Annotated in this window: 13 protein-coding genes; 4 read left to right on the top strand and 9 right to left on the bottom strand. The window is 57.3% G+C overall.

Features of this window, described 5'->3' with window-relative positions; genetic code table 11:
* Positions 1-4: 4 nt before the first annotated feature.
* From J2I47_RS10715 to J2I47_RS10725, 3 genes are all read right to left on the bottom strand, one after another.
* Positions 5-1,087, bottom strand: coding sequence for a FecR family protein (locus tag J2I47_RS10715; protein WP_207364570.1), 1,083 nt, complete (start codon positions 1,085-1,087; stop codon positions 5-7).
* A 386-nt stretch (positions 1,088-1,473) separates the two neighbouring features.
* Entirely contained in the window at positions 1,474-2,073 is a 600-nt protein-coding gene (locus tag J2I47_RS10720; RefSeq protein WP_207364571.1) for an RNA polymerase sigma-70 factor, read from the bottom strand.
* Between the two features lie 105 nt (positions 2,074-2,178).
* Positions 2,179-2,913 (bottom strand): SOS response-associated peptidase, encoded by a 735-nt coding sequence (locus J2I47_RS10725; protein WP_207364572.1) that lies wholly within the window; start codon positions 2,911-2,913, stop codon positions 2,179-2,181.
* A gap of 206 nt (positions 2,914-3,119) precedes the next feature.
* Between J2I47_RS10725 and hslU the strand changes: the two genes are divergently transcribed.
* Both hslU and J2I47_RS10735 read left to right on the top strand, forming a co-directional pair.
* Entirely contained in the window at positions 3,120-4,547 is a 1,428-nt protein-coding gene (gene hslU, locus J2I47_RS10730; protein WP_207364573.1) for an ATP-dependent protease ATPase subunit HslU, read from the top strand.
* A gap of 402 nt (positions 4,548-4,949) precedes the next feature.
* Entirely contained in the window at positions 4,950-6,107 is a 1,158-nt protein-coding gene (locus J2I47_RS10735) for a glycosyltransferase family 2 protein (RefSeq protein ID WP_207364574.1), read from the top strand.
* Here the strand turns inward: J2I47_RS10735 and J2I47_RS10740 are convergent.
* Genes J2I47_RS10740 through J2I47_RS10750 form a run of 3 tightly spaced genes read right to left on the bottom strand, consistent with a single transcriptional unit; the run spans position 6,079 to position 8,595 of the window.
* Entirely contained in the window at positions 6,079-6,687 is a 609-nt protein-coding gene (locus J2I47_RS10740) for a class I SAM-dependent DNA methyltransferase (RefSeq protein ID WP_207364575.1), read from the bottom strand. The two genes, J2I47_RS10735 and J2I47_RS10740, sit on opposite strands and share 29 nt — an antisense overlap.
* Positions 6,684-7,454 carry a PIG-L deacetylase family protein gene (locus J2I47_RS10745; RefSeq protein WP_207364576.1) on the bottom strand — a complete coding sequence of 257 codons (771 nt, stop codon included), beginning with the start codon at positions 7,452-7,454 and terminating at the stop codon, positions 6,684-6,686. Before J2I47_RS10745 ends, J2I47_RS10740 begins: the two co-directional genes overlap by 4 nt.
* Positions 7,438-8,595 (bottom strand): acyl-CoA dehydrogenase family protein, encoded by a 1,158-nt coding sequence (locus J2I47_RS10750; RefSeq protein ID WP_207364577.1) that lies wholly within the window; start codon positions 8,593-8,595, stop codon positions 7,438-7,440. The genes J2I47_RS10745 and J2I47_RS10750 overlap by 17 nt, the downstream gene beginning before the upstream one ends.
* A gap of 259 nt (positions 8,596-8,854) precedes the next feature.
* On the opposite strand from J2I47_RS10750, the gene J2I47_RS10755 reads away from it, so the two are divergent.
* Positions 8,855-9,868: an SDR family NAD(P)-dependent oxidoreductase gene (locus tag J2I47_RS10755; protein ID WP_207364578.1), complete on the top strand. Its 1,014-nt coding sequence runs from the start codon at positions 8,855-8,857 to the stop codon at positions 9,866-9,868.
* A gap of 62 nt (positions 9,869-9,930) precedes the next feature.
* On the opposite strand, the gene J2I47_RS10760 is transcribed toward J2I47_RS10755, so the two are convergent.
* Genes J2I47_RS10760 through J2I47_RS10770 form a run of 3 tightly spaced genes read right to left on the bottom strand, consistent with a single transcriptional unit; the run spans position 9,931 to position 11,747 of the window.
* Positions 9,931-10,338, bottom strand: coding sequence for a hypothetical protein (locus J2I47_RS10760; RefSeq protein WP_207364579.1), 408 nt, complete (start codon positions 10,336-10,338; stop codon positions 9,931-9,933).
* Complete coding sequence (locus J2I47_RS10765; RefSeq protein ID WP_207364580.1) at positions 10,322-11,032, bottom strand: head GIN domain-containing protein; 711 nt, start codon at positions 11,030-11,032, stop codon at positions 10,322-10,324. Before J2I47_RS10765 ends, J2I47_RS10760 begins: the two co-directional genes overlap by 17 nt.
* 7 nt (positions 11,033-11,039) lie before the next feature.
* Positions 11,040-11,747 carry a head GIN domain-containing protein gene (locus J2I47_RS10770; RefSeq protein WP_207364581.1) on the bottom strand — a complete coding sequence of 236 codons (708 nt, stop codon included), beginning with the start codon at positions 11,745-11,747 and terminating at the stop codon, positions 11,040-11,042.
* A gap of 155 nt (positions 11,748-11,902) precedes the next feature.
* On the opposite strand from J2I47_RS10770, the gene mltG reads away from it, so the two are divergent.
* Positions 11,903-12,952, top strand: coding sequence for an endolytic transglycosylase MltG (gene mltG, locus J2I47_RS10775; RefSeq protein ID WP_207364582.1), 1,050 nt, complete (start codon positions 11,903-11,905; stop codon positions 12,950-12,952).
* Positions 12,953-13,022 lie beyond the last annotated feature (70 nt).

Raw genomic sequence — 13,022 nt, forward strand, 5'->3', positions numbered from 1 at the left:
AGGATTAAAGGTTACAACCGCGTCCGCTGATGAGGATGCGGGTGCCGCGAACGGCGTAATCGGCACCCACGGCGCGGCAGATGAGATCGAGTTGGGTATAGAGGGGCAGGTTGCTGATGTTGCCCGAAAAGGTGCAGGCCGATAGTCCCCCATTGGCCAGATCCATGTCGATGCCGTAGATGTTACTCAGCCGGTCGAGCACGGTAGACAAGGGCACCTCATCAAAGGACAACGCAACAACCGGGGCGGGGGCGTCGGGCACATCGGGTCGGATGGGTTCAGGTTTGGCCACGAGGCCCGTTTGCCAGAGATCATCGCCAAAAACGGTCACTTTCTGGTTGGGCGTCAGCACTACACCAGGGCTGGCCTGCTTGGCCGTGGGGGCGTTGGCAGCTGGCTTTCGGGCAAATACAGAGACTTTACCCGTAATCACGTCAACGTCCACACGGTCAGCGTCGGGGGTGGTTTTCATCCAGAAACTCGTGCCCAGCACCTGCGTCACCACCCGGTCGGTCGATACCCGGAAGGGTCGTTGCGGGTCTTTCGACACGCTAAAAAAAGCACTGCCCGTCAGGTACACGTCGCGGTGGTCAGCGGCAAAGCGGGCGGGATAGCGCACGGCACTGTTGGGCGTCAGCACCACCGAACTGCCGTCGGAAAGGATTAGCCGGAGGGCATGGCTGGTTGTGTTATTTCGTTCAACCAAGCCTGCCGATACGGTTGCCAGCTCGCCCCTGAACTGTCCCGGCGGCACCACAGGCGTGTGGATTGCCCGCCAGCCAAGCCAGCCACCTACGAGCAACGCTGCCGCTGCCGCTGCAACGGTCCAGGACCTGCGCCAGAACGGCGTTCGGCTACCGGTGTTCAGTGGCCGAACGGGCGTTTCGACCAGGGCGTCTGTTGTCGTTTTGGCCTCAATAGTAGCCCACATCCGGGCTTTGATCCGGGATTGTTCATCGGCCGAGAATTGGTAAGCAACCGATTCATTGAGTGAATCATACCATCGGTCAATCAGGCGGAGTTCCTCGTCGGAAGCCTGCCCATCGAGGTAGCGGCGTAACAGTTGTTTGACTTGTGACTGCGTCATTATACAGACCGAATAGCAGGTAAGAGCCATTCATAACCAAGTCGTTTTTGGCGGCAGTTAACCCTAAATAAAAAAGAATATTCGTTGAATAGTTATACAAATGAGCAAGAATATAGAGTTTTTACTTAGAAAAGGATAAGGGGGGATAGTTAGCTACGGTTTTGCTTCGCGCTGTGGTGGCTTCGCGCTCTAGGCTACGCGCCGCGGGCCCTTCGACTAGGCGTCCCCGACAGGCTCAGGGTGACAGGACACTAGAATAATTTCACTGAGTTGACTCAACGTTGGTGTCACCCTGAGCCTGTCGGGGACGCCTAGTCGAAGGGCCCGCGGCGCGTAGCCTAGAGCGCGAAGCCACCACAGCGCGAAGCTGATACTAAACCCAATCTCTACCACTCCCATAGCACCGCCAGCACGACACCATAGGTGCGGAGGTAATTGCGCATGGCCCGGAGCGCATTACCCAGATGATACTCCACTACCTTCTCCGACACGTTGAGGCGGGCGGCAATTTCCGGGATGGTGAGGTGCTCGAACCGGCTGAGGCGGAAAACCTGCTGCGTTTTGTCGGGGAGCGTTTGCAGACCCTGTTCAATAGAGCGAGTCAGGTCCTGAAGGGCCAGCGCATCTTCGGGTTGGGTGGCGGGGTCAGCCATAGACAGGTAGTAGTCTACAAATCGCTCGTGCACCTGCTGCGTCCTGATGTGGTCAATAACGGCGAATTTCAGGGCCGAAAATAAATAGCGGTTTACCTGCGTAATGGCCAGCGTGTCGCGGCGTTGCCAGAGGCTAATAAACAGGTCCTGCACCAGTTCTTCTGCCAGTTCAGGCGAGGCCAGTTTGCGGGCAGCCACCTGAAATAAGTCGGCCCAATACCGGTCATAGAGCTGGGCAAACGCCTGCCGGTCACCGTGTTGCAATGCCGCTACCAATTGTTCATCTGTCTGGACAGATACACTCGTTGGTGCGTTGGGCTTGTTGGCAGGCATAGATCAAAATTACGACGAAATAGGCCTACTTTTTATCCAAAAAAGCCAACACCATCCGAACTGCGAATTGGAGTGCAGGCCGAGTGCCCGGCCTGCACTCCATGGCTAAAACTGACCCTGTAACTCCGGGTACGATTGCGGGGCCAATACGCCGGGTACGTTGCTGTCTTCGGTGCGCGAGGTGATCAACTTGCTGATCGTGTGGCTCTGCATCTGTTTTGCCGGATACGGCTCATGCAGCAGTTGCAGCGCCTCTTTTTCGGTCAGGTTTTCGTGCAGCCAGGCCCGTTCCTGATCGCGGGTAAGCACGCAGGGTTGCCGTTTTTTGGTATTGTGAATAGCGGCCAGTAGCGGATTGGCGTCGGTTGTCAGCAGCGAAAAGGTGGTTAGCACCTCGCCGGTTTCGGGGTCGGCCCAGTCATCCCAAATCCCGGCGATACTGGCAATCGGCTGATCGGTAGTGTTGATGTAGAACGGATATTTTTGTTTGCGCCCATCGGTATGCCATTCGAAGAAGCCTGTAACCGGAATGAGGCAGCGTTGGCCCCGCCCTGCCGCCTGCCGGTACGACGGCTTTTCGTAGATCGTTTCTGAGCGGGCATTGATGGTCTGTGCCCGTAGTTTGTCAGCATCGGTTTTCGATTTTACCCAGTGCGGAATCAGCCCCCAGCGAATGCCCTGAAACCCGTCGGGCTGTTGGCGCGTGATAATCGGGTAGCGCGGAAACGCATAGGCGTTAACGTGGTATTGCGGCCCGGTATGCAGATCGGGCGGCATGGTGGCGCTGAACCTTGTTTCCAGTTCAGGAGCACTTACGGCGAGGGATGTATGGTAACACATATCGGAGCAGTAGACAATGGAGAATGTACAATGAACAATGTACAATGAACAATGGCTGCGCGCACTACACTCAATACGCGCAGCCATTGTTCATTGTACATTCTCCATTGTACATTCTTCATTGTTCACTCCCCACTAGCACCATTTCGGTATTCTACTGTTACTTTGATATGGGAACGCAACCCCTTCCCATATCTTTATAAAGTATGCCTTCAACCGTTCGCGACCTAACCCCCCGGCAAATTGTTGCCGAACTAGATCAATATATCATCGGCCAGCATGAGGCCAAACGCAATGTGGCTATTGCCCTGCGCAACCGCTGGCGGCGTATGAATGCCCCCGCCGACATGCAGCGTGAGATTACGCCTAATAACATCCTGATGATTGGGGCCACGGGCGTGGGTAAGACCGAAATTGCCCGTCGCCTCGCCAAGCTCGCCGACGCCCCGTTTGTGAAAGTAGAGGCGTCGAAATTTACCGAAGTAGGCTACGTAGGGCGCGATGTAGAGAGTATGGTGCGTGACCTGGTCGAGCAGGCCGTGAATATGGTACGGGCGGCCAAAAAAGAGGCCGTGCAGATCCGGGCGCAGCAGATCGTGGAAGACATGATCCTCGACATGCTGATTCCGTCGGTGAAAAGCCCCGGTGTCACCGGCGGCAATCACCTGGGGCTCGAACACCAGGACCAGCAACTTAGCAACGGTGATGCTGACGCGATCACCGACTCAGACGCGGAACTCAACGAGCGTACCCGCGAACGGTTTCGGAAGAAAATTCAGTCGGGCGAACTCGACGACCGCAAGGTAGATATCGACGTACACCAGAACTCGGCTCCCAGCATTGGGGTCATGGGCGGCTCTATTGACGAGTTGTCGATGATGAATATCCAGGAAATGATTGGCGGCATGATGCCCAAAAAGGGTAAAAAGCGCAAGGTGACCATTGCCGAAGCCCGCAAGATTTTGCTGGAAGAAGAAGCCGCCAAGCTCATCGACATGGACGAGGTAAAGGAAGAAGCCATCAGGAAAGCGCAGGACTCGGGCATTATTTTCATCGATGAAATCGACAAGATCGCCACCAACCGGTCGGGCGGCGGGGGTGGTCCCGACGTAAGCCGCGAGGGGGTTCAACGCGATTTGCTGCCCATCGTGGAAGGCTCATCGGTCAATACCAAATACGGCGTCATCCAGACCGACCATATCCTGTTTGTGGCGGCGGGGGCGTTCCACGTCTCGAAACCCAGCGACCTGATTCCCGAATTGCAGGGCCGTTTCCCCATCCGGGTGGAGCTACAGAGTTTGTCGGAGGAGAATTTCTATCAGATCCTGAAAGAACCCCGAAATGCCCTCACCAAGCAATACGAGGCCATGCTGATGGCCGAAGGCGTCACGCTCACTTTCGACGACGACGCCCTGCGCGAACTGGCCAAAATTGCGTTTGAGGTAAACGCCGAAGTAGAAAACATTGGCGCGCGACGCCTGCAAACGGTACTAAGCCAATTGCTCAACGAGTTCATGTTCGACATCCCCGACACCATTCTCAGCGGTTCAACCGTCAGCGTGACGCGGGCATTGGTCCAGGAACGCCTCAACGGCATGGTGAAGAACCGGGATTTGAGCCAGTATATTTTGTAGAGTAAGTCGATACTTGATGTATATCGCACATGGAAAAGAATCGGATAGACCAAATGTGGCGGTATGCTCAGCTGGCTAGGTACAGCAGCCAATCAAACACAGTATCCCAAAGATGAGGCTTAGGCTACGGCCAGCCCCACTAGGCACGGTCACGCAAACTAGTCGACGAGGTAGCTGCAGAGGGTAGGTAACTGTCCCTGCATGACTGGTAAGCGATGGTCATATCTGAGCAGAAGTACGGTATGTTGTACAGACGTGCAACCTAGTCGTTACCAACTACATAGCCTAATATACCTGCTTCGTTAAAATCTATTCAATCAGTTTCCGCTAACAATCGACGTATATACCTGTTCGATGAACAACACCGGGCCGACTACCCAACCGGCCCGGTGTTGAATACCCATGCTGGCAGAACGACGACAGGTTGCCGACGAAGGCAGTACCACCCCTCATCTTTTCGATTCCCCCGCCCCCGCTCCTTCTCTGCGCCTAACGGTCATTGTGCCCGTGCGCAACGAGGAGGCCATTATTGCTCAAACGCTCGACGCCCTACGCAACCAACGCACCCTTGCCGGCCAACCCCTAGACCCTACGCTCTATGAGGTGCTGGTGCTCACAAACAACTGCACCGACAGTTCCTATGCCCGCGTTCGGCAATACCAGCGTGAATACCCCGGTTTTGCTCTGCGCGTGGCCAATATCAAGCTCGAAACCGACCGGGCGCATATCGGCACGGTACGACGGCTGCTCATGGACGAGGCCTGCCGACGGCTTCTGCTGGCGGGTCATCCCCGCGGCATCATTGCTTCAACCGACGGCGACACGCTGGTAGATGCCTACTGGGTGAGCCAGACCATTGCCGAAATAGACGCCGGGACGGATGCCGTGGGCGGGCGAATTCTTACCCATCCAGAACGCAGCCCGGCTCGTCTGCCTCATCTCCGCGACGCTACCTATCGCCATTTGCTGGCCCAGGCCGAAGCCCGAATCGACCCCTGCCCTTATGACCCCTGGCCGCGTCATTTTCAGCATTTTGGGGCCAGTCTGGCCGTTACCTGTCAGGCCTATATCCGGGCGGGACGGCTGCCGGTGGTGCGCTATCTGGAAGACGACGCCTTTGTGAAAGCCCTTTGCCGCATCGATGCCAAAGTGCGCCGTAGCCCGGCCGTACGGGTATATACGTCGGCGCGGTTGCAGGGCCGGGTGGAAGTGGGCTTGTCGTGGCAGCTACAACAGTGGACTTGCCAGAGCAACTCAGGTCTATGTCAGCAGGTCGAGAACCCGGTTATTTCCCTGAGCCGCTTTCGGCTGCGGCACCAGCTACGCCAGGCCTGGTCCTGGCGTTACGACGCTACCTGCACCGCGCAGCTACGCCCCGCCGCCGCTCAACTAGGTGTATCGACAGGGTGGTTGTTGGCGCAAATGGCCACCAGCACCTATTTCGGTCAGTTTTGGGAGATCGCCGAGCGGCAGTTTACGTTGCATAATGAGCAAAACCCGACATCCTGCGTGTCGATCACTGAGGCGATTGTTACGCTGCGGGCGGTGGTGGGGCGGTAAACAAATCCAGCCGGTACTTGTCTTCCCGCCGATGAAACAGGTGCTGGAGAGGCTGACCGTCGCCGGTTTTAGCCATAAACGCATCGTGCACCTGATCGCCGGTAAGGGGGTAATCGTGCACCTGCGGTGTCCAGTGAACCAGCAGCAGGTGCCCACCGGGCTGGAGGTGATCAATTAGTTTCGTCTGTGCCTTCAGCAGGTCTTCCATCGACCAGTAATAACCGACCTCCGACAGCAGGATCAGATCGAATGACTCGTCGGGAAACTCGCCGGGCAATACCATCTGCTCCAGGCGCACCTGAGGCTGATCGGCCAGGCGCTGGCGGGCCTGCTTCAGCGCCGCCTCGCTCACGTCGACGGCCAGTAACCTGCGACAGCGGGGGGCTAACTGCTGCGTGAGCACGCCAATAGAACAGCCAATTTCAAAGCCCGACTCGTAGACAGGCCTGGGCATAGCGGCCAGCGTGGCGGCGTACTTGTCGCGTTCGTAGGGGCTGGTGGCAAACTGCCAGGGGTCTTCGTTGGCGCGGTAAACAGCGTCGAAATAATCGGGGGTGAGGGTGTCTTTGGGCGGGTTCATAGGCGTAGTTTTTCCACGAAAAGCTCGTAGGGCGTATCGAAATGGTTCAGCAGTTCGGGCGATAGGTAAAACGCGGTGGGGTCATCATCAATCATGCGCGTCACCTGCGACCGATGGGCGTTGATGGCGCGTTTTTTCTGAGCTACCACCGCATCTATGGCTACCTGCAGCACCAGCCGTTCGCCGGGTTTGGGCAAATCGTCGGGGCGGCCCAGTTCCCAGAGCCAGATCAGGTATTCCAGTACGCGGGGGCGTTCGTCTTCCGCTAATCGATCAAGCGAAGCGGCCAGCAGCGCATAGGTAGCCCGGTGGTCTGGGTGCGGGTCGCGCTCATACGGCACCAGTATTGTAGTGGGGTTAAACTGCTGAATTATAGCCAGTAGTTGCCCAACGGCCTCATCAAAACCAGCGTCGGACGGCATCGGTACCTGCCGGTCCTTTAAGCGCATAAAGGTGGCATCTTTGTCTGACATGCGTAGCTCACGGAGAGCTTCGCGGGCCTCGGTTTCGCGCAGGTCGCGCAGCCGTTCGGGCGGGTAGCTTGGCGAGTTGGGGTGCGACAGGGTGCCATCACTCACGAAAACGACGTGAACGGGATACCCCGCCTGCCGCAGCAGGGCCAATGTGCCGCCGCACCCCAGCGACTCATCGTCGGGGTGTGGGGCCAGCACCAGCGTGCGGTCCAGCGACCGGGCATCCAGCGGAACGGGATCTTCGCGCAGGACGTTGGCCAGGCTTTTGGGCAGTTGATTAGGTCCAGAGGTCATGCGTTGCCGTGGTTTGGTGGCCCACCCACCGGCCAATATCCACGAGTGTGGCATCGGGAGCGGGTTGACGGAGGTACATAGTCAGGTCGCGGTGAATACGCTCAAACGGCAGCGGACGTAATAGTCCCCGCGCGCCCACGGCCTTTTCGCAGAGGTGCATGACGCGCAGACAGATTTCTTCAATGGCAGTGCGGGTCATGTTGGCATAGGCCACAATCTTGGCCGGGTCGGTCCCGTCGCGAAGCCAGGTGTCGTTGTTGTGCCCCGCCTGCGACAGCCACAAATTTCCCGACTCCAGGCGGTAGGCCATTTCGGCCAGGCGCGTTTGCTGAAACACATCATCGGCCCGCCCCATCGACCGTAGCATGAGCCGCGTGGCTTCCAGCAGCGATTCGGCACCGCCCAACTGCACGGCGGCAAACCGGATGGCTCCGCCGCTGAAATAAGGTTGCTGAAAGTAGTTGCCAGGCTTACCCAGCAGGTCGTTTTCGTCGATAACGATACCCGTAAAATTGAGCTTGAAACTAGCCGACGCCCGCATGCCCAGCGGTTTCCAGAAGCGCTTATCGGCATCAATGACGTCGACCCGTTCGGTGGGGATAATGCACATTTGCCAGCCTGCTTTCTGCCCCTGCCGCATCAGCTCGCCCGTTATCAGGGGGCGACTCACCCAGTTGGCTCCGGAACAAAACGTCTTATAACCCTCCAGTTCGTATCGTCCGCCACCCAGTTCGTGAATGCGAATGCCATCGTCGGCCTGCGTATTCCAGACGCTGAACAGATGATTTTGCCGAACATCGTCCTGCCATTGCTTTTGTTGGTCGGCGGTGCCAAAAAGCTGGGCCAGCAACAGCGCGTTGATGTGGCCTTCATACACCCGTCCCACCGCCAGATTGGCCGCACCAATGCGTTTAAGCAGGGTGAGCAGTTGGGCGGTATGGTTCTGGGCATTATCGAGTGGCTGTCCGGGGAGGGTTATAGCCAGCAAACCCGCGTCGGCCAGCAGTTGAAACGCTTCCTCAGGAAAATTCCCTTCGTCGTCGGTTTCGGGGGCCAGGTCGGCTACGTGGGCCAACACCCCTGCCAATGCTTCGGGGTCCGTATACGCCGATTGCTGCGTAGACTGATTGTGCGTTATCATAGAGGGTTGTTGCCACTACCGGCGCGACAAAAGGTCGCGTTGCGGTGTGTACAGACCTAACTCAGTAGGGAGGAACGTATCCCTGAAAAATGAGGGAGAGGGCAGTCTGGCGCAGCGCTGTTCCGCTATGTGCTGACAATAAGCAGTCTTATAGCGGAGCAACGCTCCGCCAGAGAGCCCTCTCCCTCAGTAACCGTAAACCCAACCAGCCTATGCGTGTTGTCTGGCTAACAGGTTTAAACAAATAGATCAACCAGACATGAAAGTAGGACTTTGGGCATTGCTGGGCGTGGGTGCCGTGGTGGCCCTTCGCAGTGCACAACGCCGCAACCGGCGTATGAGCTTTCTGGGTAAGACGGTGGTCATCACGGGCGGTTCGCGGGGGTTAGGCCTGGTCATGGCCCGGCAACTGGCGCGCGAAGGGGCCAAACTGGCTATCTGCGCCCGTACCCAGTCTCAATTAATTAACGCCGAAGGCGAACTCCGATCATTGGGGGCGCCCGTGTACGCCCACCGCTGCGACCTCACCAACGCCGATGAACTGCGTGATTTCTTCGCGGCGGTGCGGCAGGAATTTGGGCATATAGACGTGCTCATCAACAACGCGGGCATCATTCTGGCAGGACCCTACGCCAACACCACCGATGCCGATTTCCACGACGCCATGAACATCAACTTCTGGGCTGCCTACCACGCCACCAACGCCGTTTTGCCCGATATGCAGGCGCGGCGATCAGGCCGGATCGTGAACGTGGCTTCGTTTGGTGGTAAGGTGTCGGTACCCCATTTACTCCCCTACTCCACCAGCAAATTTGCTCTGGTGGGTTACTCAGAAGGTCTTCGCGCCGAGGTAGCCCGCGACGGGGTGTTTGTAACGACTATCTGCCCCGGCCTTATCCGCACAGGTAGTCCCCGGCAGGCGATGGTGCGGGGGCAGCACGAAAAAGAATATGCCTGGTTTAAAATCGGCGATTCGCTGCCCGGTCTTTCAGCCAGCGCCGAATACGTGGCGAATGAAATCATCGAAGCGGCCCGCTACGGCGAATCGGAACGGATTGTATCGCTGCCCGCCAAATTTGCCGGGGCGGTGCATGGCCTCTTTCCTGGCCTGATGACCGACGTGCTTTCGCTGATCAACACGCTCCTGCCCAACCCTGACCAATCGGGTCACAATAGCCCACTAAAAGTAGGGAAAGACCTGGAAACGAGGGTTTCACAGAATTTCCTCACCACGCTGACCGAGCAGGCAGCCGTGGCGAATAACGAAATGTAGTTTCGTGTTAGGGTATGGCTTCGCGCTGGAGTGCGCGAAGCCATACCCTAACACGTCAGTTGCTACCCACTGCATACCAAACTAGCCTGCTCTACTGCCCTATTCACATCCTGGCGTTTGGTAGCGGGAGGATCGAAGCGGTTGAAGGGGCGCAGTTCCAGCACGAACGTTTCGTCAATGTCGTCCTCACCGACGGGCGTGAAGAGCTTGTAGCCAACCACCGTGACGGGCATAAGGCCATGACGGGTTTTAAACCGATTGAGCAATCCACCCAGCCAGGATTCCACGGTCTCAACGGCTACGCCATCGGCGGGCACAAACCGTACCTCGGCGTGATTGCGGTCGCGGAGGGTCTGGTCTTTAGGGTCGAAGTGACCTTCACAGCTTGAAAACGTGCGCACTAAACCCGTTTTGTTCAGTGCCTCAACCAGAGACAAAATGCCGGGTTCGATGTCAGTTTGCGCTGCCACCCAATGATGTTTTGCGGCTCACAATGCGGCCGGGACCACTGTGGCTGATAGTGCCGCCGGTAGACGCTTTCAGGAAAAACTCGTTGTCAGCGTAAACCCGTACCGTAGCTCCGCTCGACGCCTCGGCCTGACAGGTGTTGGTCTTCAGATCATTAGCCCGCACCGTGGCCCCACCCGATGCACTGGCCGCGACGGTGGTGGCCGATCCTGCTACGTTGGCCGTTGCTCCGGCACCCGCGCTTAGCTCCACATCGGTAGCGGCCACGTCGAGTGTTATTTCCGCGCCCGATTTGCTGTGGATAGCCAGCCGGTCGGCCTTGAACGTACCCTCGCCGGTGAGCTGTGCCCCCGATGCTACCGTAATGTCTGTCAGGTGTTTGGCGGTCAGGTAAGCCTTCACATAACGGCTGGTATTGCGGTCGGCCCGGTCGCGACCCAGCCACCCCTGCAACCGGATACTAAGCTTCAACTCGCCGCCGTCAACCTCGGCGATAATGTCTTCTTTGGTAAAACCACGAGATTCGATACGAACCGACTCGGTATCGCCCTGAGTCAGGAACACCTGCACGCCTGAGCTTACTTTTAGGGTCGAAAAGCCCGAAACGCGGGGCTTTAAAGTCAACTCCTGCGCCTGTAGCCGGACCGTTACCAGCAACAAAAAGGCCGTTACAAGGCCAACAATGTACTTTTTCATACTTGATTTAGTCATTTCGTCCGTTAATATCGCCGCCACCCGACGTTTGTCGACTCACCACCTGCCCTGGTCCGCTGTAGTCGATATCGCCGCCACCGCTGGCCTGCATCCGCAATTCCTTCCGGGCATATACCTTCGCGTCGGCACCACCGCTGGCCTGCACCTGACAAACGTCGGCAATGAGCTTCTGCGCGTGCAGATCGGCCCCACCCGACGATTTAGCCACCAGCCGCTCGGTCGATCCGCTCAGCGTAGCATCGGCTCCGCTGCTCACCGACACTGTCATGTCGCGGGCTTTCACATGCATAGTCAGGTCGGCACCACTGCTCACATTGATGGCTAACTGGTCGGCGGTGAAATCAGTTTGCCCGTGCACATCGGCCCCCGACGAGACATTGATTGCCGACAGGTTTTTCACCGTCAGATAAGCCTTCACATACGAATTGCGGCCCATGCCATGCCAGATTCCTTTCCTGTCAACGCCTATTTTTAAGATCCCATTGTTCATGTCGACCACAATCTCATCTTCGTCAAAGCCTTTGGCATCAATCCGGAGCGATTCGGTGTTGCCCTGCGTCAGAAACACGTCGACGCCGTTGCGGGCACTCAGGGCATTGATATTGGCCACCGCGGGGGTCAGCGAAAGGGTTTGGGCCAGCGTTGCCGAACTGACCAGTGCGCAAAGCGCAGCCGAGAGTAGCAGGGGCATTTTCATACGAAGGGAGTTAATGGTTTAGTGAAAGATGCAGGGGCGGCGCAAAAGGTTGCGTGGCAGGTATAATCGTTTCCCGTTTTACCTTTGCGGCCAGCTTCTGCGCACCCGGCCCGCCACTTATTCATCCGGCCCGCCACCGCACAGCCTACTGCTCTATGACACTCTCCCGTAACGCCAAAATCGGCATCTACATCGCCTTCACCGTCCTGTTTGTGTCGTTTACGTTTTATGCCTGGCAACTGGTGAAAACGCCGAACCTGAACACCCGGGATCCAGACGACAAGCCCTTTTCACTCTATATTCCGAAAGGAGCCACCTACGAATCGGTGCTCGACACGCTCAAAAAGCACCAGATCGTGGAGAACGAAACGGCGTTTCGGTTTGTGGCCAAGCTGATGAAATACCCCCAGCGGGTGAAGGCCGGGCACTATCTGATCAAAGCGGGCATGGGCAACTACGACGCCATCAGTAAGCTCCGCAGCGGTAGTCAGGACCCTATCCAGCTTACGTTCAATAGCAGCATCCGCCTGAAAAGTGAACTGATCGACAAGGTGGGCAACAAGTTTGCCTTTGGTCCTGAAGGCCTGCGCCCACTGCTCAACAGCCCCGATTCATGCAAAAAATATGGCTTCGACACCACCACGGTGATCTGCCTGTTCATCCCCAACACCTACGAACTGTTCTGGACGGTGAAGCCCACGGCCCTGATGGAACGAATGGCGGCTGAATACAAGAAATTCTGGAACGCCGACCGCAAGGCCAAAGCCGCCGCCCTGAACCTCTCGCAAACGCAGGTGCAAACGCTGGCTTCTATCGTACGGGCCGAAACCATTAAAGCTGATGAGCAACCCCGCGTGGCGGGTGTGTACCTGAACCGCCTCAAGCGCGGTATCAAGCTCGAAGCCGACCCTACCGTGATCTTCGCCAACAACGACTTCACCATCCGGCGGGTGCTCAACCGGCACCTTTCCTTCGACAGCCCGTATAACACGTACCGGTACAGTGGCCTGCCCCCCGGCCCCATCAACCTGCCACCCCCCGGCGCCATCGACGCCGTGCTCAATCCCGAGCAGCACGACTACCTCTTTTTCGTGGCCAAAGCCGACTTCTCCGGCTACCATACCTTCTCGCGCAACATGGCCGAACACATGGCCAACGCCCGCATCTACCAGCAAGCGCTGAACCAGCGGAAAATCATGAAATGAAATTAATGTACAATGTATAATGTACAATGAACAATGTTGCTTACGCCAGAGTAGGCTAGCGCATAAGCAA

The organism is Fibrella rubiginis (assembly GCF_017353185.1).
Lineage (GTDB): Bacteria > Bacteroidota > Bacteroidia > Cytophagales > Spirosomataceae > Fibrella > Fibrella rubiginis.

Excerpts from the sequence above, each read along its gene's own strand:
- J2I47_RS10715 (WP_207364570.1), bottom strand. The coding sequence starts at position 1,087 with ATGACGCAGTCACAAGTCAAACAACTGTTACGCCGCTACCTCGATGGG.
- J2I47_RS10720 (WP_207364571.1), bottom strand. The coding sequence starts at position 2,073 with ATGCCTGCCAACAAGCCCAACGCACCAACGAGTGTATCTGTCCAGACA.
- J2I47_RS10725 (WP_207364572.1), bottom strand. The coding sequence starts at position 2,913 with ATGTGTTACCATACATCCCTCGCCGTAAGTGCTCCTGAACTGGAAACA.
- hslU (WP_207364573.1), top strand. The coding sequence starts at position 3,120 with ATGCCTTCAACCGTTCGCGACCTAACCCCCCGGCAAATTGTTGCCGAA.
- J2I47_RS10735 (WP_207364574.1), top strand. The coding sequence starts at position 4,950 with ATGCTGGCAGAACGACGACAGGTTGCCGACGAAGGCAGTACCACCCCT.
- J2I47_RS10740 (WP_207364575.1), bottom strand. The coding sequence starts at position 6,687 with ATGAACCCGCCCAAAGACACCCTCACCCCCGATTATTTCGACGCTGTT.
- J2I47_RS10745 (WP_207364576.1), bottom strand. The coding sequence starts at position 7,454 with ATGACCTCTGGACCTAATCAACTGCCCAAAAGCCTGGCCAACGTCCTG.
- J2I47_RS10750 (WP_207364577.1), bottom strand. The coding sequence starts at position 8,595 with ATGATAACGCACAATCAGTCTACGCAGCAATCGGCGTATACGGACCCC.
- J2I47_RS10755 (WP_207364578.1), top strand. The coding sequence starts at position 8,855 with ATGAAAGTAGGACTTTGGGCATTGCTGGGCGTGGGTGCCGTGGTGGCC.
- J2I47_RS10765 (WP_207364580.1), bottom strand. The coding sequence starts at position 11,032 with ATGAAAAAGTACATTGTTGGCCTTGTAACGGCCTTTTTGTTGCTGGTA.
- J2I47_RS10770 (WP_207364581.1), bottom strand. The coding sequence starts at position 11,747 with ATGAAAATGCCCCTGCTACTCTCGGCTGCGCTTTGCGCACTGGTCAGT.
- mltG (WP_207364582.1), top strand. The coding sequence starts at position 11,903 with ATGACACTCTCCCGTAACGCCAAAATCGGCATCTACATCGCCTTCACC.